Source organism: Ruegeria sp. BE9, assembly GCF_056538765.1.
On record NZ_JBQFTS010000003.1, the window covers coordinates 56,365 to 75,395 of the forward strand.

A 19,031-nucleotide genomic window follows, 5' to 3' on the forward strand; every position below is an offset into this window, starting at 1 on the left:
TTTCAGGATCAGGCTGCCCTGACTTATGACCCGACGCAATCCGCTGACATGGTTTGTCACGGGGTGGTGAGACGAGTTTATCGCCTTACCCCAGCAGTTGACCCAACTTCATCGCGACTCCCATATTGCCCGAGATTTTAAGCTTGCCCAAAGCAACTCCGGTCATTGGGTTCAGCTTACCTGTCAGCAGCTTGGTCAGGTTGTCCTGCGAGATGCGGATAGTGCAGTCGGTGTCCTGATCCTGAGTGGTGGCCTGATTTTCGGCGAGAACAATAACACCGGCATCGCCGCAATCGAATTTCAACGAGCCTTCAAAGCTGCGCCCAACCAGGTTTTTCTGAATGCCTTCGGCAATAGTGATGAGTGTCATGAGCTTCCCTCTTAGTTGGCACACAGGGTTAGAAGGCTGCGCATGTGCAGACAAGTGCTTGATCTTAGTGACCTTGGGTCATTGATTTCAGGTTTTCCCGCCGCTGCTCAAATCCTGGATGGGTGCTCAGCCAATCCGGTCCCTGATCTCCGATCTCATCGGCCAAGAGGTCGAAGAACTCGGCCAACCCATTAGGGTCAAAGCCGGCACGTTTGGCGAGGTCGACGCCGAACTGGTCTGCCGACAGTTCGTGTTGTCGAGAGTATGACAGGGACAAGATCAGATTGCCCTCTAGCAGCACCTGCTCCAGTACCGGCCCGGTATCGCCAGCCATCATGCCGATCAAAACGAAGGTACCGAGTGAGCGGTAAACCTGAGTCAGCCCATGCTGTTCGGCAACGTGCCCAATCTCGTGGCCTATTACGCCCGCCATCGCGTCGGTGGAAATGAGACTGACCAACTCATCGGTCACCACAATCGTTCCGTTGGGTAGGGCAAAAGCGTTCGGACCTATTCCCGGAAGTTGACGAAACTCTAGCTTGTAATCGTGTTTTTCGGCTTCCGGCCCCATGACTGCGATGATCCGGTCAAAACTGTCCTGAACTTCGGCTTTCTCGTCAGCATTCAGAGCGCTGGGTTCTGCCATGACCTTATCGATTGCTTGCATGATACCTGCGTCGATCGAGGCCACCAATGGGGGAGGTGTCATCCAGACAGCCAACGCCACCAACACGCTCAGACCGTATTTCCACACGCCCCACGCGCCAATCAGACAGATCAAGGAAATGATGATCAACCGGGGATGAAACCGCTCGGCCCGGTGCAATATCGATCCGCTATTATCGGCTATCAGGTGTTCGAGTGCGGCATGTTTCTCGGTGAGGAAGAGTGTTCCATCAGGGAAATTAACTCGTCGTTCGGTCGATCCGACCCGAGCCTCGATATTCAATTCTTCTGGCGTGCAGTGGGCTTGAATTTGACCGTCCTCGTCGATCAGCCAAACAGTGTTTGTTCCAACCGCTAACCGAGCTGGGACTTCTCGCGAACTGAGGGGTGGATAGGCGCGCCCGTGTACGGGCGCACCGGTATCTTCTGGAAACGTATCCAAGGATCAGACCGCAATACCGATATCGAAGCCTTCGATATCACCGTACGCGTCGCCTATGGCGCTTACGTTTTGGGTAGCGCCGCCAATGAACTCGTCCAGCGACCCATTTGGAATAAAGACTGTGTGATTAGCCAGATACCGCACGCGGCGCACATGGGCCCAGGGCAACATCAGGCCGAATGTAATTCCAACGACAATCGCGTTAGACACAGAAATCCACAACAGACGAAGGGCGTTCACATCGGAATGGAACCGATGCCCGTTTCCTAGAATGGTGTAGTTGTAGACCGTGTTGCGCACCATGGCATGGTAGATGATCACTGCCGGAACCATAACCAAAATTAGAAACCCATAAAGTGACAGAATGAGCATTAGGGCAGCAAACCCCTCAGAGTCGCTGTCCAGTTGTCCAAGAGCTTCAAAAGTTGAGGCGTTTATTCCCATGGTTGCAACCAATGCGAAAAGACCAAAGATGACCCATAGCGCTGCGCAAAGGAACGCTTTGTAGAACGGTGCAATTGGGCTGTCGAAGGTCATTGAAGACGTCCCGAATGTGTGGCTATTCACGTAAAACCGTTGAATCGAGCGCGTAACAAACGGCCAAGTTGTATATAGGGTCAAAGCCGCGACGATGGGGTAAAGGAAGTAATTGGCCGCGGCCGCACCCCATGTGCCCTGAAAGTCAAACCGCACATTCGACCAGCTGGACATACGTGCCTGAAATCGCAGCGATCGCACCAGAAGATAGGGGATCAAAAAGATCAAGCCCACCAGCATGACCAAGTTAACCAACGGGATCGCCCCCAGAATGGTGTAGGCAATGATCCCGCCTATCACGATGATCCGCCCGATCAGAATCTGCAAGCCCGTGGCGTGGTAGTCAAAGCTGCGCCCGGCGACATAAGTGTTCTGATAGAAGTACTTTTTTGTGCGCACCTTGGCCCAGGCGCTGTAGATCCCAAAGGTCAAAATGGACAACAGCAGGTTAACGATCCAAATGCCAAAATACTCGGTTGCCGACCCCCGGAACTCAAAATCCGTTGGGGTGCCATATTGTTGATCTGCCTGCATAAGAGCCTCAGTGTGAATGCCTGAAAAAAACGGGCCGGTCCATGCAAGGACCGACCCGTTTTGTTTGTTCAATCAAGTAGGCAATTCTGGGGCGAAGTTGCGACCTGAGAGGCCAATTCAACTCTTTCCTTCAGTGATGCCTCACTTCAGGCGTTTATCGCGTGCTGCCAGCAGCTTCAGACGCAGGGCATTCAGTTGGATGAAGCCCGCTGCATCTGTCTGGTCATATGCACCGGCATCTTCTTCGAAGGTTACATGTGCTTCGGAGTACAGCGAGTGATCCGACCAACGGCCTACGGTCGAGGCCAGACCTTTGTACAGTTTCACGCGAACGGTTCCGGTGACGTGCTCTTGCGATTTATCGATCGCGGCCTGCAGCATTTCACGCTCGGGGCTGTACCAGAATCCGTTATAGATCAGCTCAGCATATTGCGGCATCAGCTGGTCTTTCAGGTGCATAGCGCCGCGGTCCATTGTGATGGACTCGATACCACGGTGTGCTTCCAGCAGGATGGTGCCGCCCGGAGTTTCATAGATACCGCGCGATTTCATACCGACAAAGCGGCCTTCGACCAGGTCCAGACGACCGATGCCGTGCTTGCCGCCATATTCGTTCAGCTTGGTCAGGATAGTGGCCGGGCTCATCGCCTCGCCATTGATGCTGACGGCGTCGCCTTTTTCAAAGCCGATTTCGATGAACTCGGGTTCGTTTGGCGCATCCTCGGGGTGGACAGTGCGCTGATAGACGTAGTCGGGCGCCATATCGGCAGGGTCTTCCAGTACCTTACCCTCGGACGAGGTGTGCAGCAGGTTGGCATCAACCGAGAACGGAGCCTCACCGCGTTTGTCTTTGGCAATCGGAATCTGATGCGCTTCGGCCCATTCGATCAGGCGGGTACGGCTGGTCAGATCCCACTCACGCCAGGGTGCGATGACCTTGATTTCAGGGTTCAGTGCGTAGGCCGCCAGTTCAAAACGAACCTGATCGTTGCCTTTGCCGGTTGCGCCATGCGCCACAGCGTCGGCACCGGTTTCCTGTGCGATTTCAACCAGACGTTTTGAGATCAGCGGACGCGCGATCGAGGTGCCCAGCAGATACAGACCTTCGTACTGTGCGTTTGCACGGAACATGGGGAAGACGAAGTCGCGGACGAATTCCTCGCGGATGTCCTCGATATAGATGTTTTCAGGCTTGATACCCAGCATCTCGGCCTTTTGGCGGGCGGGCTCCAGCTCTTCACCTTGACCCAGGTCGGCGGTGAAGGTGACGACCTCACAACCATACTCGGTCTGCAGCCATTTCAGGATGATCGAAGTATCAAGGCCACCGGAATAGGCCAGAACAACTTTCTTGGGCGCGGACATCTGACTTCCCTTTATGCGTAGAACGCTTGGCCCCTAGCGGGTTTTCCAAGCGGGGGCAAGTTATCTGCGTTGACGAGACGCGGTAATTGAGGTGAAACGGATGAAAAGAAAACAATGATTGGTTGAGAGAGTAGTTTCGGATGTTTAGCTGGCGAATTTTCAAACACGCGCTTGGTATGATTTTCAACGATTTTGGTACGGCATTGCGCGTGTCGTCCCCTGTCATTGCAGTATCACTGCTAGGTGTGTTGATGTTCATTGTGAAAGGCCCCGCATTTGTCTCCGGAGAACAAGGAGCCGTCGGAGGTGTTTTGTTGCTAGCGGTGTTGAATTACATCGCTGCGCTTTGGGTCGCGGTCGCGTGGCATCGCTATTGTCTGCTAGCAGAATACCCTGAAAAAGCACTGCCTGAATTTAATGGATCACGCATCTTGGCTTATTTCGGCTGGGCGATGCTGCTGGCCGTAATCCTAATTGGATTGGCCACTCTTTTGATCGGCGCCGTATATCTCGTTGGAAATCTTGGGTCAGGGTCGTTTTCCCTGGTTGGTGCAGCTGTCATGACGGTTGGCGTAATCTTCGCTCTTTGGGTCATACAGCGCTTGAGCCTAGTGCTTCCGGCAAGTGCAGTGGGGAACCCGATCTCGATCTCGGAATCGTGGCGCGCAACTCAGACAATTGCGACGACAATTCTAATGGTTTTCCTGATTTTCTTTGCGTTCAGCTTTATTTTGGGGGCTGTTGCAGGGTTTGTTGGTGCCTTTTCAACGCTACTGGGCTTTGTTCTTCAGGCCGCCATAAATTGGGTGATTGCAATGCTCGGCCTCAGCATTCTGACCACGTTCTATGGTGTATGTGTCGAAGAACGCGAACTCTCTTAACCCCCGTACACATATGTATTCCTTGCTCTTTTAGTCAGGATCGGCCACTGAACGGGTCATGACTGATTTCATGACCCGCGCCCGCGCCGCCGAACAGGCGATGCGCTCTGTCTTTCCGGCGACGCCGCTGCAGCGGAATGCCCATCTGTCTGATCGCTATGGGGCCGATATCTGGCTCAAGCGAGAGGATTTAAGCCCGGTACGGTCGTATAAAATCCGTGGTGCCTTCAATGCCATGCGCAAACAGAAGGGACAGGATCTCTTCGTCTGCGCCAGCGCGGGCAACCACGCGCAAGGCGTGGCGTTCATGTGTAAGCATTTGAACGTGCGTGGTGTGATTTTCATGCCGGTGACGACGCCACAGCAAAAAATCCAGAAGACCCGCATTTTCGGTGGCGAAAATATCGAAATTCACCTGGTTGGGGACTATTTCGACGACACACTGGCCGCTGCACAGGCTTGGTGCGCGCAGCAAGGCGGGTATTTTCTGTCACCCTTCGACGATGAAGATGTGATCGAGGGGCAGGCGTCTTTGGCGGTTGAAATCGAGGCACAACTGGGCGGTCTGCCGGATCACGTGATCCTACCGGTGGGTGGAGGCGGAATGTCATCCGGCGTGGCGACGTGGTTCGGTGACAGAACTCACTGCCTGTTTGTCGAACCCAAAGGCGGGGCGTGTTTGCATGCGGCGATGGCGGCGGGTCATCCGGTGGCGCTGGATCATGTGGACAATTTTGTTGATGGCGCGGCCGTAGGGAAGATCGGTGCGAAGCCGTTTGAACTGCTCAAAGATCGCCACCTGTCCGACGTTCTGGTCCTGTCCGAGGACCGCATCTGCACCACCATGATCGAGATGCTCAACGTCGAAGGCATCGTATTGGAGCCGGCCGGTGCGTTGGCGATCGAGGCACTGGGCGATATTCAGAGCTTTATTCGCGGCAAGACTGTGGTTTGCGTTACATCCGGTGGCAACTTTGATTTCGAACGTCTGCCCGAAGTCAAAGAACGCGCACAGCGCTATTCCGGCGTCAAAAAGTACTTCATACTGCGCCTGCCTCAACGTCCCGGTGCGCTGAAAGAGTTTCTGGGTATTCTCGGCCCCGAGGATGACATCGCCCGGTTCGAATACATGAAGAAATCTGCGCGCAATTTCGGTTCGGTGCTGATCGGCATCGAAACCCGCAAACCGGAGAATTTTGCCCGCCTGTTTGCGCATCTGGACGAGGCCGGATTCACCTATACTGACATCACCGAAGACGAGACGCTGGCGCAGTTTGTGATCTAAGTCAGGTTTGCCGCTTTTTCGGCCAGAAACACGGCCCGGGATTCGTCATAGGTTTTAAGGATCGCAGGCAGATCAACCTCAGCTGCTTTGCCCGCAGCGGCGTTGCGTTCGGCATCCTGGCAGAGGCTGGAAAAACGATTGAACCCAAGGCTCAGCGCGCTGCCCTTGAGGAAATGCATATTCTGCTCGAACTCAATACGACTGGTATCCAAACGAACGCATTCAATGGTTTCCTGCACTTCGTCTAGAAAGATTTGGACAACCTCGTCGAACTCACCTGCGCCGACTTCATCCCGTAGTTGTCTGACCCTGGACCAGTTAATCATTTTCGGTCTCTCCACACATATCGCGACCTGACCGAATTACCCCAAGGGCAGTAAAGAGGGGGTTAAACAACGCAAATTAGACGCCTTCACGGGATGTTAAACCGGCATACGCTAGGCTCTTTTTGTTTAGGTAAAGTCACAGTTCAGAGGGTGCAGGTGGCAGAGGGCAGTCAGGCAGAGGCCAGGGCAGAGCTGGATTTTGGCGCGATCCAACGGGTGCTGGTCGTCGATGACAGCAGGCTGCAACGGCGGATTCTGGTAGCGTCGCTTAAGAAGTGGGGGTTTGAGGTTCTTGAGGCTGACAGCGGTGATGTGGCCATTGAGATGTGCGCCAACGATCCGCCGGACCTTGTTCTTAGCGATTGGGTCATGCCCGGGATGAGTGGGCTGGAGTTCTGCCGAGCATTTCGATCGTTGGATTGTGAGCAATATAGTTATTTCATCCTGCTGACCTCAAAGAGTGAAAAGCAGGAGGTGGCAAAGGGCCTGGATGCCGGGGCCGACGATTTTCTGATCAAACCGCTTGAGGCAGATGAACTGCGCGCGCGCATTTCGGCTGGGGCGCGTATTCTGGATATGCAGCGGGAACTGTCCGAGAAAAATCGGATGATCGAAACGGCGCTAGAAGAGCTCCGTGTGGCACATGATGCCATAGACAAAGATCTGATTCAGGCCAGAAAAATTCAGGAATCGCTGGTCCCAGAACTGACGCGCGAATTCGGCAAATCTCGGGTTAGCATGTTGTTGAAGCCCTGTGGCCATATCGGCGGCGATCTGGTGGGGATGTTCTCGCCCGGGGTCAATCGCCTGGGGTTCTACAGCATTGACGTCTCAGGCCACGGTATCACCTCGGCGATGATGACGGCGCGGCTGGGTGGTTATCTGTCCAGCAACCACTTTGAACAAAACGTTGCAATGGAAAAGCGCTTTGACAAATTCTACGCTCTTTTGCCGCCGGAACAGGTGGCAGAAATGCTCAATTCGCGACTGATGGCGGATGCCGGTGTCGAAGAGTATTTTACTATGGTCTACGCGATCGTAGACTTGCGGAACGGCCACTTAAAGATGGTGCAGGCCGGGCATCCGCATCCACTTGTACTGCGCAAGGATGGCAGCTCTGAATTTCTGGGTGAGGGCGGCTTGCCCATTGGTTTGTTACCAGACGTGTCGTTTCAACAGATCGAGACCTACTTGCAACCTGGCGATAAACTGATGTTGTATTCGGATGGCTTCACCGAATGCCGCTTGAACAACGGTTGCTTGCTGGAAGAGGAAGGGCTGCAACAGATGGCGCTCGATTGCGCTCCCGGTCGCAGCGGCACCGAGTTTCTGAATGATATGTTCTGGCGTTTAACGCAAGCCATGGCACCTGGCAGCGGCATGGATGACGACGTGTCGGCCGTGTTTTTTGAATACAACGGGCCTTAAAGTCCGTTCAGATACTGGGTGGCAAAGTGGCGGTCGCCAGCATTCCCCAGCATTTGCGCCGCATCAGCGGTATCCATCCACAATGCCTCGTGAAACGGCTCGGTTGGCGGGCCGATATGGCGTACGGGGCGGGCGCGATAAATCAGGCATACTTTTTCGGCCCAGAGATCGTATTCAGGCATGAAAGTGAACCGCCGGAACGCTCCGACACGGCGGGGAGAGGCAACCAGCCAGCCTGTTTCTTCGAAAACCTCACGGTGCAGGGCAGTAATGGGTGATTCGCCCGGATCAATTCCACCACCGGGCAGTTGCAAATCGGGGCCGGGCTCCATTTGACACGTCAGCAATAGGTGCCGACCACGTGGCAACAAAGCATAAACACCCACGCGTCTGATGTATTTCTGCCCCGCTTGCGGGGTTTCACCGAACCGTCTGATCATGTATGGCCCCTTAAAACCCGAATTGTTCGACCTATATGCTGGCGGTATGCCAACCTGTGGCGTGTAAGGAAACCCCATGTCTCTTGGAACGAAAATCGCGTGGGACGATACCGTCCTGCCCTTTCAACTTGATGTATCGGATATGCGTGGCCGCGTGGCCCGTTTGGATGGCGTGCTCGATGGCATCCTCAAACAGCATGAATATCCGGAAAAGGTCGAAGCCCTTGTGGCCGAAATGGCCCTGCTGACCGCATTGATCGGCCAGACCATATCGCTGCGCTGGAAGCTGTCTCTACAGGTTCAGTCCAAGGGTCCGGTGCGGATGATTGCCACCGACTATTATGCGCCCAAGCAAGAGGGCGAGCCGGCCCGCATCCGCGCCTATGCCAGTTTCGACCCTGAACGCCTGACGGATGGAGCGCCCTTTGATCAGGTAGGCGAAGGCTATTTCGCCATCATGATTGACCAAGGCGAAGGCACGCAGCCGTATCAGGGGATCACACCTTTGGCGGGTGGTTCGATCAGCGCTTGCGCCGAGGCGTATTTTGCGCAGTCCGAACAGTTGCCGACCCGTTTCTCGCTAAGCTTTGGGAAATCAACCGAGCCGGGCGTTGGCGAACACTGGCGCGCGGGCGGGGTTATGTTGCAGCACATGCCCAAGGCCTCTCCTTTTGTTGCGACCAGCGAGGGTGAGGGTCAAATCCTCTCTGCCGAAGATCTGGTCGATGGCCAAGAGGGTGAAAACTGGGGGCGTGTGAACATCTTGCTAGATACGGTTGAGGACCTGGAACTGATCGGGCCTTCTGTGGCTCCGACTGACCTGCTGGTCCGGTTGTTCCACGAGGAACAGCCAAGGGTTTATGACGCACAAGCCGTCCAGTTCGGCTGCACCTGCTCGGAGGACCGCGTTCGGCAAAGCTTGTCGATTTATTCGGCCAAGGACATCGAAAAGATGACCACACCAGAAGGCAAGGTAACGGCTGATTGTCAGTTTTGTGGCGCCCATTATGTGCTGGAACCAGGCACGGTCGGCTTTGATGCTGACGACGCCTGATCCAACTGATCTGCTAAGGGCGGCCTTGCGTCGCCCTGGCCACGGGTCGAGTGATTTCGACCTGAACCCTGATACCGTACTTCCCGAAGGACGCAAATTGCGTCCCGCGGGGGTGCTTGTCCCGATCACGGTTTCCAGCGGATCGGCGCGTCTGATCCTGACCAAAAGGTCCTCTGCGCTCAAACATCACCCCGGTCAGATCGCCTTTCCCGGTGGTAAGCAGGATGAGGGTGATGAGGATGTGACCGCCACAGCCTTGCGCGAAGCGCAGGAGGAAATTGGTCTGCCGACAGAGTTGCCCGAAATTCTGGGTCACCTTCCAACGCACGAGACTGTCACCTCGTTTACCGTGACACCGGTTGTCGCGATATTGCGAGAACCGTTTCAGCTGATCCCGGAACCGGGTGAGGTAGATGAGGTGTTTTCAGTTCCTCTTGCACATGTACTCGACCCTGCGAATTATACTGTTGAATCGCGCCGCTGGCGTGGTCACAAAAGGTATTATTATGCAGTGCCGTTCGGTCCTTATTACATCTGGGGCGCTACGGCGCGGATGTTGCGGGGATTGGCCGCGCGGGTGAGTGAATGACGCAAATTTCTGAGGCTTGGGTTTCTGATCCGGCAACACAAAAAGTCTGCGCGGCGCTGACCGAGGCAGGTGCCCAAGCTCTGTTTGTTGGTGGGTGTGTTCGCAACGCCCTGTTGGGGGCACCAGTTTCCGATATCGACATTGCGACTGATGCCCGACCCAAGCGGGTGATGGAACTGGCGCAGGCGGCAGGGCTCAAGGCTATTCCGACGGGGATAGACCACGGGACCATCACTGTTGTTAGCGGTGGTGCCCCGCACGAGATCACTACCTTTCGCCGCGATGTTGAAACCGATGGTCGCCGGGCCGTTGTAGCCTTTTCCGACAAGGTGGCAGAGGATGCCGCGCGACGTGACTTTACCATGAACGCGATTTACGCTCGGCCTGATGGAAGCATTCTGGATCCGCTAAACGGATTACCGGATCTGCAGGCACGGTGTGTTCGGTTCATTGGTACAGCCGAAAACCGCATTCGCGAGGACTACCTGCGCTCACTTCGCTATTTTCGGTTCCATGCCTGGTATGGTGATTCAGAGGCCGGGTTCGACCCGGATGCCTTAGCGGCGATCGCCGCCAATCTGGATGGTCTGGCCGGTTTGTCTCGCGAAAGGGTTGGAGCCGAACTGCTGAAACTGTTGGGCGCTTCTGACCCTTCTCCTTCTATCGCGGCGATGCGTCAGGCGGGTGTTCTGGCGCAATTGCTTCCTGGGGCTGATGATCGCGCGTTGGCACCCTTGGTGGCATTGGAACAACAGGCTGGGGCTGATCCTGAACCGATCCGCCGTCTAGCTGCGATAGCCTCACCCGAAATCGCTAAAACCCTTCGCCTCAGTAAGGCGCAGTTGGCACGCTTGACCCGGATGCGGGATGAGGCCTCGGGCACCGCCAGCATTGCCGAACTGGGTTTCCGATATGGCGAAGAAGGCGGGATGCACGAAACCCTGCTCCGCTGTGCCTTTCTGGAGCAGCCCTGGTCCGAGGATATGCGACAGGATCTGCGCAAGGGGGCCGCGGCCGACTTCCCTGTACAAGCTACCGATCTAATTCCTGATTTCACCGGCCCCGCGCTGGGCAAGAAACTTGCCGAGCTTGAGGCGCGCTGGATCGCCTCGGGTTTTTCCCTGACCCGTAACGACCTGCTGGGCGACTGAGGCGAAGTCTCAAAAGGGGATGACAAACAAAAAATATTGTGGTTACTTTCGCCTGTTACCTGATTTGGAGGGAGGCATGCGAATGTATTACGGGATCTGGTTCGGCTAAAGCCGGAACACTTTGACCCGTAAGGGTGGTGTTCTGGCGCCATCTGTTTTCGCACGTCCTTATTTATCGCTCAATCGGAGCACCCTCCATGTTTCGCTATTTCGAAAACCTTGTTGACCCTTTTGTCGCCTACAAAGAAACCGACACGCCGCCCACGCGGTTGTGGCCGTTCATGCTGGATTACTCCCAGCCGTTTATGCGGGTGTTCTTCTGGGCCGCGCTGATCTCGGTCATTGTTGCGGCGGTCGAGGTCGGCTTGATCTATTACATGGGTCGTGTCGTAGACCTGCTGTCCGGACCGCCTGCCGAAGTCTGGCAAGCGCACGGCACCGAACTGATCCTGGTGGCAGTTTTCGTGCTGTTGCTGCGTCCGATGCTGCATGTGGTCGATGTATTGTTGCTGAACAACACGATCTTGCCGAACTTTGGCACCCTGATCCGCTGGCGTGCGCATAAACACGTGCTGCGGCAGTCGGTGGGGTGGTTCGAAAATGACTTTGCCGGTCGTATCGCGAACCGGATTATGCAAACGCCGCCCGCTGCGGGAGAGGCGGTGTTTCAGGTCTTTGATGCCATTTCCTTCTCGATTGCCTACCTGATCGGGGCGGCGATCCTGCTAATGGCCGCTGATCCGCGCCTCTTGCTCCCGCTGCTGATTTGGTTGGTGCTTTACGGTTTGCTGGTGCGCTGGACTGTAGCCCGGGTGGGCCCGGCGTCACAGGCGGCCTCTGACGCGCGTTCGGCTGTGACGGGACGGGTGGTGGACAGCTACACCAACATCCACTCGGTCAAGATGTTTGCGCATGGTGAGCAAGAGCTGGACTATGCCCGCGAAGCGATCGAGGAAACGCGCCGCACCTTCCAGATCGAGATGCGGATCTTCACCATCATGGATGCGGTTCTGGTTACGCTGAACGGCCTATTGATTGTTGGCGTTGTCGGCTGGGCGATTGCGTTGTGGATGCAGGGTAGCGCCTCGGTTGGTGTTGTCGCTGCCGCAACCGCGCTTACACTGCGTTTGAACGCGATGACCGGGTGGATCATGTGGGCGCTGACCAGCTTTTTCCGTCAGCTTGGCGTCGTGGCCGAGGGGATGGAGACGATTGCCCAGCCTATCGACCTTTTGGATCAGCCTGCGGCCAAACCACTACAGCTGACCAATGGCCAGATCGATATCCGCGATTTGTCCCACCACTACGGGCGTAAGACCGGTGGTCTGGATCACATCAACCTGACCATCCATCCGGGTGAGAAAATAGGTTTGATCGGACGGTCCGGTGCGGGAAAGTCGACTCTAGTCAAGCTACTTTTGCGGTTTTATGACGTGGAACAGGGGGCGATCCTGATCGACGATCAGAACATCGCAAGCGTCACGCAGGATAGTCTGCGAAGCCATATCGGAATGGTGCAGCAGGATAGCGCCCTGCTGCATAGGTCGGTACGGGACAACATTCTCTATGGTCGCCCTGATGCCACCGAGGAACAGATGATCGCAGCCGCCAAGCAGGCCGAAGCGCATGAGTTCATCCTCGACCTGCAGGATCCGCAGGGGCGTACCGGTTATGATGCGCATGTGGGCGAACGGGGTGTGAAGCTGTCAGGTGGTCAGCGGCAGCGAGTTACGCTGGCGCGGGTGATCCTGAAGAACGCGCCGATCTTGTTATTGGATGAGGCAACATCTGCCCTAGATTCCGAGGTCGAAGCATCAATTCAGGAGACCCTCTACGGCATGATGCAAGGCAAAACCGTGATCGCTATTGCCCACCGGCTCAGCACCATTGCACAGATGGACCGCATTCTTGTCATGGATGGCGGCCGGATCGTCGAACAGGGCGGACATTCCGAGCTGTTGGCGCATGGTGGCCTTTACGCCCAGTTCTGGGCGCGGCAATCTGGAGGCTTCCTGAGCCCGGAGGCCGCGGAATGAAGGTTGCCGACCTGATCGATCCGTTCAAAAACACTGAAACGCCCCCGCCGCAATCGCTGGGGGCGTTTATTCGCTGGTGCCTGTCGGGCGCGTGGCCGATGATTTTTGTGGCGGCGTTCTTCTCGGCCTCTGCCGGCGCGATGGAGGCGGGCACGGCCTGGATGTTGGGTTTGGTGATTGACCTAACAGCAGCAAGCGGACCGGAGAGCATCCTGTCGGGCGGTAATCTGTGGACGATTTTGGGTGTCGTTGCATTCTTTATGCTGTTGCGACCGGCGTTATTCGGGCTGTCCTCAGTAAGTAATAATTACGTCGTCATGCCAAACATCCCACCACTGGTTTTGGCTAAGCTGAACCGTTGGACACTGGGCCAATCGGTCACCTATTTCGACGACGATTTCGCGGGCCGGATTGCGCAGAAACAAATGCAGACCTCCAACGCGCTGGCTTCGGTGGTGTCGGAAACCATCAGCGCGATTGTCTTTGCGTTGGCCTCGCTGGTGGGGTCATTGCTATTGTTAGGGTCTATTCATCCACTTGTTATCTTACCATTCGCGGCCTGGCTGGCGGTCTATTTTTTGCTGATCCGCTGGTATCTGCCGCGCATCCGTGTTCGATCTGCCGCGCGCGCCGGAGCGCGGGCGATGGTATCGGGGCAGGTAGTTGATACGATCACCAACATCAAAACCGTCAAACTGTTCGCGCATTCTGCGTTCGAAGATCAAGCTGCACGGAACTCGATGGTTGATCTGCGGGAAAAGATGTTGGCTTTTGGTAAACTGTCCGCCAGCTTCCGTTTTATCCTGATGGTGCTTGCAGGCGTTTTACCTGTGCTGTTGTTGGGCGCGACGCTGATGTTGTGGCGGAATGGCGTCGCAACAGCTGGTGATATTGTGGCTTCTGGCGCTGTATCAATCCGCATCTCGCAAATGACCGGCTGGGTCAGCTTCACGCTCATGGGGCTGTATGCCAATGTCGGTGAGGTTGAGAACGGCATGAAGACGCTGACCAGGCGCGACCGTGTTGAGGATGCCGCCGCAGCAACCGACCTGAGCGTGACCGAAGGCCAGATTGATTTCGACCACGTCAGTTTTGCATATGGTCGTGATGTGGGTGGCGTATCTGACGTGACAATGACCGTTCACCCTGGAGAAAAGCTGGGTATCGTTGGGGCTTCGGGTGCAGGTAAATCAACGTTGGTTTCGCTGCTTTTAAGGCTCTATGATGGGGAAAACGGCGCCATTCGCATCGATGGTCAGGATGTTTCACATGTCACGCAGGACAGTTTGCGCGGTCAGATTGGCATGGTCACGCAGGAAACTGCGATGTTCAACCGGTCGGCACGTGAGAACATCTTGTACGGCCGACCGGATGCCTCGGAAGATGAGATGGTCGCCGCAGCGAAGAAGGCTGAAGCACATGAATTCATTCTCAGTCTGCAAGACGCAAATGGCCGCAAAGGTTATGACGCGCACTTAGGGGAACGCGGTGTGAAGCTGAGCGGAGGACAGCGGCAGAGGATTGCCCTAGCCCGCGCCATTCTGAAAGACGCGCCAATTCTGGTGTTGGATGAAGCGACCTCGGCGTTGGACTCCGAGGTCGAGGCTTCGATTCAGGCGGCATTGCACCGGGTGATGCAGGGCAAAACGGTTTTGGCAATTGCCCACCGCCTGTCGACGCTTAGTGAGATGGACCGGATCATTGTTCTGGATGAAGGGCGGATCGTGGAAACCGGCACGCATGACGCGCTATTGGAGCAAGGCGGCTTGTACGCCCGGTTCTGGCATCGTCAGTCCGGCGGGTTCATTCAGGCCGAAGCCGCCGAATAAGGCGCAATACGTTCAAGGGGGTTTTGTTGTGCGCAAAGCCCCGGTATCAGGCGGCCTATGACGCAAGAGTTTATCATAACCCGCCTTGGCCATCAGGGTGATGGCATCGCCGATGGTCCCGTTTACGCCGCACGCACCCTGCCGGGTGAAGTGGTCAGCGGTACCTTGCTAGGCCAGTTGCTAGCGGATATTCGGGTCGAGACGCCTTCTGATCAGCGGGTTAAGGCTCCGTGTCGCCACTACAAAGCATGCGGCGGATGCCAGTTGCAGCACGCCTCGGATGCTTTTGTGGCAGACTGGAAGGTTGGAATAGTGCGAAACGCGTTGGCCGCTCAGGGGCTGGAAACCCAGATGCGTCCGATCCACACATCTCCTGAACGCTCGCGTCGTCGGGCGACAATTGCAGTACGTCGAACGAAGAAAGGCACGCTTGCCGGGTTTCACGGGCGTGCCTCGGAGACGATCACTGAAATTCCAGACTGTCATCTGTTGGATCCGGCCTTGACTGCCGCAATTCCTGTGGCCGAAGCGTTGGCCGTTTTGGGCGGTAGTCGTAAAGGAGTGTTGGCGGTTACTATCACGTTGTCCGAAGGCGGGCTGGACGTGGCCGTCAAAGGTGGCAAACCATTGGATGGCCCGTTGGAGCTCGCATTGGCCCAAGCGACCGAGAAGCACGGATTGGCTCGGCTCAGCTGGGATGGCGAAGTAATAGCCATGCGTGAACCCCCGGTTCAGCGTTTCGGTGTTGCCGGAGTCGTGCCGCCGCCGGGAGCGTTTTTGCAAGCGACGAAGGATGGAGAAAAGGCTCTATTAAAGGCTGTTTTGCAGGCAACACAGGGCGCAAAGCGTGTCGTTGATCTGTTTGCCGGCAGCGGTACCTTCTCTTTACCGCTGGCTGAAACAGCAGAAGTCCATGCGGTCGAAGGTGAAGCGGCAATGACCGAGGCATTGGATCAAGGTTGGCGTCGCGCACAGGGGCTCAAACGCGTCACAACTGAGGCGCGTGATCTGTTCCGCCGCCCACTGATGCCGGACGAGGTGAAACCCTTTGACGCCGTGGTTATCGATCCGCCCCGTGCTGGTGCTGAGGCACAGGTGGCCGAACTAGCTCAGGCGCGGCGTCCGGTTCTTGCTTATGTTTCTTGCAATCCGGTCACTTTCGCACGGGACGCAAAAATGCTGGTTAACGCAGGCTACACCCTTGAATGGGTACAGGTGGTAGACCAATTTCGGTGGTCGTCACACACAGAACTTGCCGCGCGCTTTGTATTGGGGTCCGCATCATGAGCAGACAGGAGAGTGTCAATATGGGGTTCAATCAACGCCTGCTGGGCATAATTGAAAGTCCCACCTTTGGCCGTTTCATCACCGGAGTCATCATTTTTAACGCCATTCTGTTGGGGATGGAGACTTCGCCTACCTTGATGGAGGTCGCTGGCCCCCTGATTGTGACGCTCGACAGTATCTGTCTTGCTATCTTTGTAGCTGAGATTGCCATGAAACTGGTGGCAACCGGGCGGCGGTTCTTTACCAATGGGTGGAATGTCTTCGACTTTATTGTCGTCGGTATAGCTCTGGTCCCCAGTGCCGGTGGGCTGTCAGTGCTGCGGGCACTGCGGATCTTGCGGGTTTTGCGTGTTATCTCGGTTGCACCGCGCCTGCGTCGCGTGGTCGAAGGCTTTATCTCGGCCCTTCCGGGTATGGCCAGCGTGTTCCTGTTGATGGCGATCCTGTTCTATATCGGCGCTGTTATCTCAACCAAGCTGTTCTCGGCCACTTTCCCCGATTGGTTCGGTGATCTGGGTCTGTCCGCTTACACCCTGTTCCAGATCATGACTTTGGAAAGCTGGTCTATGGGTATCGTACGCCCTGTGATGGAAGTTTACCCATACGCTTGGCTTTTCTTTGTGCCCTTTATCATGGTCACCACCTTTGCGGTGGTGAACTTGTTGGTAGGTTTGATCGTGAACTCGATGCAGGATGCACACCACGCTGAGGACGAGGTCAAAACCGATGCCTATCGCGATGAGGTATTGGAAAGACTGGAAAACATTGAACGTCGGTTGATTGAGCAATCACACATAAAAAAGTGATTTCAGTTTTTTAGTTTTTTGGCATAATGCTTAAAAAAAAGAGCAGGCAGTGAAACATGGATCGTCGAGCATTTGGATTGGGCGCTATGGCAACTCTGGGCCTTTCGGCCTGTGCCTCGGCTGGCCCACGATTTCTAACTTATGATGGCCCCGAGGTGACCTCTTTGGTCATCAACAAGGGCGCGCGGAAGATGTATCTTCTGCACAACGAACACGTCCTTAAGGAATATAAGGTCGATCTCGGCTTTGCGCCGACAGGCACAAAGACCAAACGTGGTGATGGTCGCACTCCGGAAGGCAGCTATCTGATCGACCGCCGCAATCCGAACAGCCGTTATCACCTGTCGCTTGGGATCTCTTATCCTAACTCACAGGATGTCGCGCTGGCAAAGGCGGCCGGTGTTGATCCGGGTGGTGATATTTTCATTCACGGCCAGCCCAAAAAGCGGTCGGAATTTAAGCGTGCCAAGAAAACACCGGATTGGACTGCGGGCTGTATTGCCGTCAAGAATGACGAGATCGAAGAGATCTATGCGATGGTGAACAAGGGTACGTTGATTACCCTGCGCCCATAAGCGGTTTCCAGTCTCCGAACCCGAACTGCATGTAGTCGCGCTGGTAGGCCTCGGCCGCCAGCGCTTCGAGCTTGCTATCATATACCTCTGACAGTTTGAACGGAACATCCTCGGCACTCAGATGTGGCGTGGGCGGGGTATCATGGCCCATTTTGCGCGCCAGTTCAGGCAAGGCTGAAGCTATTTCATCTTCTCTCAGAACCAAGTCGGGCATGGCGAAAGAAGCCATTCCTTCCAGCGCCTGAGACTGACTGCACCACACCCCGTCTACTCGCACCGGCGTCTGCCCGGCTAGGTTTTGACGCAAGAAGACCAGGAAGGCAGCGAACGCCTCGTAGTGCTGGTCGATCGGGTAGTTGTCTTTACGCAGCTGACCCGGGATCGCAATCTTGAACCGGTTGCGAAGCATATTCCGGATTTTGAGATATGCGCCGGGTTCGGTGCTGAGAATATAAGTGCAAAAGGCCGAATGCGCTCGGGCCAAGGGATGTCGCAGAACGGTGAATTTCCGGTGTCCGGGATGCGCCTGTAACCACCGTCGAACTTGCTTACGGTTTTGGTTGACAAGCAGCTTCTCAGGATCAACTTGGTCCAACTCTGCTAGCCATTCAGTGGTCGGGCCTTCGATGCCGCCACGCAACGGCATATACATGAGCGGAGTTTTTGCAGCAGCGATGTAATTACCCACAGCTGGCCCGCGCCGGGGCTCGAAACTTGGTATGCGATGTAGGTCAAAACTGTCGATCCGGTTCAACGCCTGCTCGGCTTCGTCCGGGTTGGAGACCTTGGATAGGGTGGAGACAGGGTTCTGCGGTTTTAGCGTATCATCAATTGCTTTCAGCCGTGCCTTTACACCCAGCCATGCGGCGAGACCGTTAAGCGCATCCAGACGGTTCAGATCGTCATACGAGATGTAGAAACCGGTCTGACCCGTGTCCTGAAGCCGGTTCAGCACGGTCAGTTGAAATTCCTGTTGCTGATCGATGTATCTCTCGAACTCTTTCCTATTGAATTCGACCCGCGCCTCACGTCGACGTTTGACGTTCTTCAACTGCCATTGCTTGGTTTCCCGTGCGATTTTGAGCGATACATAGCTGTCCACCGGGTTGCGCGTCAGAATGATTTTGGCGCAACGGGGATCGGTCAAAGCAGGCTCTAACACACGCGGGTCGTGCCCCTGAAAAAATCGAAATCCGTTTAACTCACCGTTGGCAGACTTGATCGCCTGCACCAGCTTCATTGGATCTTCGTCGCGATCCTCGATCGAGATGCCCAGCAGGTCTTCTGATTTAAGCCGTCCGATAAAATGCGGATTGAATGCTTCTCCGTGGCATGTGACGCCATCCAGCGCGTTCAGATTAGCTTCGAGAAGGTTGGATCCGGTCCGCATCGCCGCGAGTACGATGAAATAGTCGAACTTGGGCGTCATG

At 55.6% G+C, this 19,031-nt stretch carries 18 protein-coding genes; 11 read left to right on the plus strand and 7 right to left on the minus strand.

What is annotated here, in order from left to right:
* Positions 1 to 85: 85 nt before the first annotated feature.
* The 4 genes from ACR0EO_RS11200 to ACR0EO_RS11215 form a co-directional block, all read right to left on the minus strand.
* Positions 86 to 370, minus strand: a complete 285-nt coding sequence (locus ACR0EO_RS11200) for an SCP2 sterol-binding domain-containing protein (RefSeq protein WP_480689883.1) — start codon at positions 368 to 370, stop codon at positions 86 to 88.
* Positions 371 to 434: 64 nt separating this feature from the next.
* Positions 435 to 1,478, minus strand: coding sequence for a M48 family metallopeptidase (locus tag ACR0EO_RS11205; protein ID WP_480689885.1), 1,044 nt, complete (start codon positions 1,476 to 1,478; stop codon positions 435 to 437).
* 3 nt (positions 1,479 to 1,481) lie between these two features.
* Positions 1,482 to 2,549, minus strand: a complete 1,068-nt coding sequence (locus ACR0EO_RS11210) for a YjgN family protein (RefSeq protein ID WP_480689887.1) — start codon at positions 2,547 to 2,549, stop codon at positions 1,482 to 1,484.
* 141 nt (positions 2,550 to 2,690) lie between these two features.
* Positions 2,691 to 3,914, minus strand: coding sequence for an argininosuccinate synthase (locus ACR0EO_RS11215; RefSeq protein ID WP_480689889.1), 1,224 nt, complete (start codon positions 3,912 to 3,914; stop codon positions 2,691 to 2,693).
* 140 nt (positions 3,915 to 4,054) lie between these two features.
* Between ACR0EO_RS11215 and ACR0EO_RS11220 the strand changes: the two genes are divergently transcribed.
* Both ACR0EO_RS11220 and ilvA read left to right on the plus strand, forming a co-directional pair.
* The gene (locus tag ACR0EO_RS11220; protein WP_480689891.1) at positions 4,055 to 4,795 is read left to right on the plus strand and encodes a hypothetical protein; all 741 of its coding nucleotides are present in this window, start codon (positions 4,055 to 4,057) and stop codon (positions 4,793 to 4,795) included.
* Between the two features lie 58 nt (positions 4,796 to 4,853).
* Positions 4,854 to 6,080: a threonine ammonia-lyase IlvA gene (ilvA, locus tag ACR0EO_RS11225; RefSeq protein ID WP_480689893.1), complete on the plus strand. Its 1,227-nt coding sequence runs from the start codon at positions 4,854 to 4,856 to the stop codon at positions 6,078 to 6,080.
* Here the strand turns inward: ilvA and ACR0EO_RS11230 are convergent.
* Entirely contained in the window at positions 6,077 to 6,406 is a 330-nt protein-coding gene (locus ACR0EO_RS11230; protein WP_480689895.1) for an Hpt domain-containing protein, read from the minus strand. The two genes, ilvA and ACR0EO_RS11230, sit on opposite strands and share 4 nt — an antisense overlap.
* A gap of 156 nt (positions 6,407 to 6,562) precedes the next feature.
* On the opposite strand from ACR0EO_RS11230, the gene ACR0EO_RS11235 reads away from it, so the two are divergent.
* Positions 6,563 to 7,834 (plus strand): PP2C family protein-serine/threonine phosphatase, encoded by a 1,272-nt coding sequence (locus ACR0EO_RS11235; protein ID WP_480689897.1) that lies wholly within the window; start codon positions 6,563 to 6,565, stop codon positions 7,832 to 7,834.
* Here the strand turns inward: ACR0EO_RS11235 and ACR0EO_RS11240 are convergent.
* On the minus strand, positions 7,831 to 8,274 hold the full coding sequence (locus ACR0EO_RS11240) for an NUDIX hydrolase (RefSeq protein WP_480689899.1): 444 nt from the start codon (positions 8,272 to 8,274) through the stop codon (positions 7,831 to 7,833). The genes ACR0EO_RS11235 and ACR0EO_RS11240 overlap by 4 nt on opposite strands.
* 76 nt (positions 8,275 to 8,350) lie before the next feature.
* On the opposite strand from ACR0EO_RS11240, the gene hslO reads away from it, so the two are divergent.
* From hslO to ACR0EO_RS11280, 8 genes are all read left to right on the plus strand, one after another.
* Entirely contained in the window at positions 8,351 to 9,328 is a 978-nt protein-coding gene (gene hslO / locus ACR0EO_RS11245; protein ID WP_480689901.1) for an Hsp33 family molecular chaperone HslO, read from the plus strand.
* On the plus strand, positions 9,312 to 9,917 hold the full coding sequence (locus tag ACR0EO_RS11250; protein WP_480689903.1) for a CoA pyrophosphatase: 606 nt from the start codon (positions 9,312 to 9,314) through the stop codon (positions 9,915 to 9,917). Before hslO ends, ACR0EO_RS11250 begins: the two co-directional genes overlap by 17 nt.
* The gene (locus ACR0EO_RS11255) at positions 9,914 to 11,068 is read left to right on the plus strand and encodes a CCA tRNA nucleotidyltransferase (RefSeq protein ID WP_480689905.1); all 1,155 of its coding nucleotides are present in this window, start codon (positions 9,914 to 9,916) and stop codon (positions 11,066 to 11,068) included. Before ACR0EO_RS11250 ends, ACR0EO_RS11255 begins: the two co-directional genes overlap by 4 nt.
* Before the next feature lie 197 nt (positions 11,069 to 11,265).
* Positions 11,266 to 13,104: an ABC transporter ATP-binding protein gene (locus ACR0EO_RS11260; protein ID WP_480689907.1), complete on the plus strand. Its 1,839-nt coding sequence runs from the start codon at positions 11,266 to 11,268 to the stop codon at positions 13,102 to 13,104.
* Positions 13,101 to 14,933 carry an ABC transporter ATP-binding protein gene (locus ACR0EO_RS11265; protein ID WP_480689909.1) on the plus strand — a complete coding sequence of 611 codons (1,833 nt, stop codon included), beginning with the start codon at positions 13,101 to 13,103 and terminating at the stop codon, positions 14,931 to 14,933. Before ACR0EO_RS11260 ends, ACR0EO_RS11265 begins: the two co-directional genes overlap by 4 nt.
* A 57-nt stretch (positions 14,934 to 14,990) precedes the next feature.
* Positions 14,991 to 16,220 carry a class I SAM-dependent RNA methyltransferase gene (locus ACR0EO_RS11270; RefSeq protein WP_480689911.1) on the plus strand — a complete coding sequence of 410 codons (1,230 nt, stop codon included), beginning with the start codon at positions 14,991 to 14,993 and terminating at the stop codon, positions 16,218 to 16,220.
* A gap of 20 nt (positions 16,221 to 16,240) precedes the next feature.
* A complete protein-coding gene (locus ACR0EO_RS11275; RefSeq protein WP_480690433.1) occupies positions 16,241 to 17,026 on the plus strand; it encodes an ion transporter in 786 nt (261 codons plus the stop codon).
* A 56-nt stretch (positions 17,027 to 17,082) separates the two neighbouring features.
* The gene (locus ACR0EO_RS11280) at positions 17,083 to 17,601 is read left to right on the plus strand and encodes a L,D-transpeptidase family protein (RefSeq protein ID WP_480689913.1); all 519 of its coding nucleotides are present in this window, start codon (positions 17,083 to 17,085) and stop codon (positions 17,599 to 17,601) included.
* Here ACR0EO_RS11280 and ACR0EO_RS11285 read toward each other — a convergent pair.
* On the minus strand, positions 17,585 to 19,030 hold the full coding sequence (locus tag ACR0EO_RS11285; protein ID WP_480689915.1) for a nodulation protein NodH: 1,446 nt from the start codon (positions 19,028 to 19,030) through the stop codon (positions 17,585 to 17,587). The genes ACR0EO_RS11280 and ACR0EO_RS11285 overlap by 17 nt on opposite strands.
* Position 19,031: the final 1 nt, after the last annotated feature.

What these genes read in the sequence shown, in the direction of transcription:
- ACR0EO_RS11255 (WP_480689905.1), top strand. Translation starts at nt 9,914, where the DNA reads ATGACGCAAATTTCTGAGGCTTGGGTTTCTGATCCGGCAACACAAAAA.
- ACR0EO_RS11200 (WP_480689883.1), bottom strand. Translation starts at nt 370, where the DNA reads ATGACACTCATCACTATTGCCGAAGGCATTCAGAAAAACCTGGTTGGG.
- ACR0EO_RS11280 (WP_480689913.1), top strand. Translation starts at nt 17,083, where the DNA reads ATGGATCGTCGAGCATTTGGATTGGGCGCTATGGCAACTCTGGGCCTT.
- ACR0EO_RS11220 (WP_480689891.1), top strand. Translation starts at nt 4,055, where the DNA reads ATGTTTAGCTGGCGAATTTTCAAACACGCGCTTGGTATGATTTTCAAC.
- ACR0EO_RS11215 (WP_480689889.1), bottom strand. Translation starts at nt 3,914, where the DNA reads ATGTCCGCGCCCAAGAAAGTTGTTCTGGCCTATTCCGGTGGCCTTGAT.
- hslO (WP_480689901.1), top strand. Translation starts at nt 8,351, where the DNA reads ATGTCTCTTGGAACGAAAATCGCGTGGGACGATACCGTCCTGCCCTTT.
- ACR0EO_RS11270 (WP_480689911.1), top strand. Translation starts at nt 14,991, where the DNA reads ATGACGCAAGAGTTTATCATAACCCGCCTTGGCCATCAGGGTGATGGC.
- ACR0EO_RS11240 (WP_480689899.1), bottom strand. Translation starts at nt 8,274, where the DNA reads ATGATCAGACGGTTCGGTGAAACCCCGCAAGCGGGGCAGAAATACATC.
- ACR0EO_RS11230 (WP_480689895.1), bottom strand. Translation starts at nt 6,406, where the DNA reads ATGATTAACTGGTCCAGGGTCAGACAACTACGGGATGAAGTCGGCGCA.
- ACR0EO_RS11285 (WP_480689915.1), bottom strand. Translation starts at nt 19,030, where the DNA reads ATGACGCCCAAGTTCGACTATTTCATCGTACTCGCGGCGATGCGGACC.
- ACR0EO_RS11250 (WP_480689903.1), top strand. Translation starts at nt 9,312, where the DNA reads ATGCTGACGACGCCTGATCCAACTGATCTGCTAAGGGCGGCCTTGCGT.
- ACR0EO_RS11275 (WP_480690433.1), top strand. Translation starts at nt 16,241, where the DNA reads ATGGGGTTCAATCAACGCCTGCTGGGCATAATTGAAAGTCCCACCTTT.
- ACR0EO_RS11210 (WP_480689887.1), bottom strand. Translation starts at nt 2,549, where the DNA reads ATGCAGGCAGATCAACAATATGGCACCCCAACGGATTTTGAGTTCCGG.
- ACR0EO_RS11265 (WP_480689909.1), top strand. Translation starts at nt 13,101, where the DNA reads ATGAAGGTTGCCGACCTGATCGATCCGTTCAAAAACACTGAAACGCCC.
- ACR0EO_RS11260 (WP_480689907.1), top strand. Translation starts at nt 11,266, where the DNA reads ATGTTTCGCTATTTCGAAAACCTTGTTGACCCTTTTGTCGCCTACAAA.
- ilvA (WP_480689893.1), top strand. Translation starts at nt 4,854, where the DNA reads ATGACTGATTTCATGACCCGCGCCCGCGCCGCCGAACAGGCGATGCGC.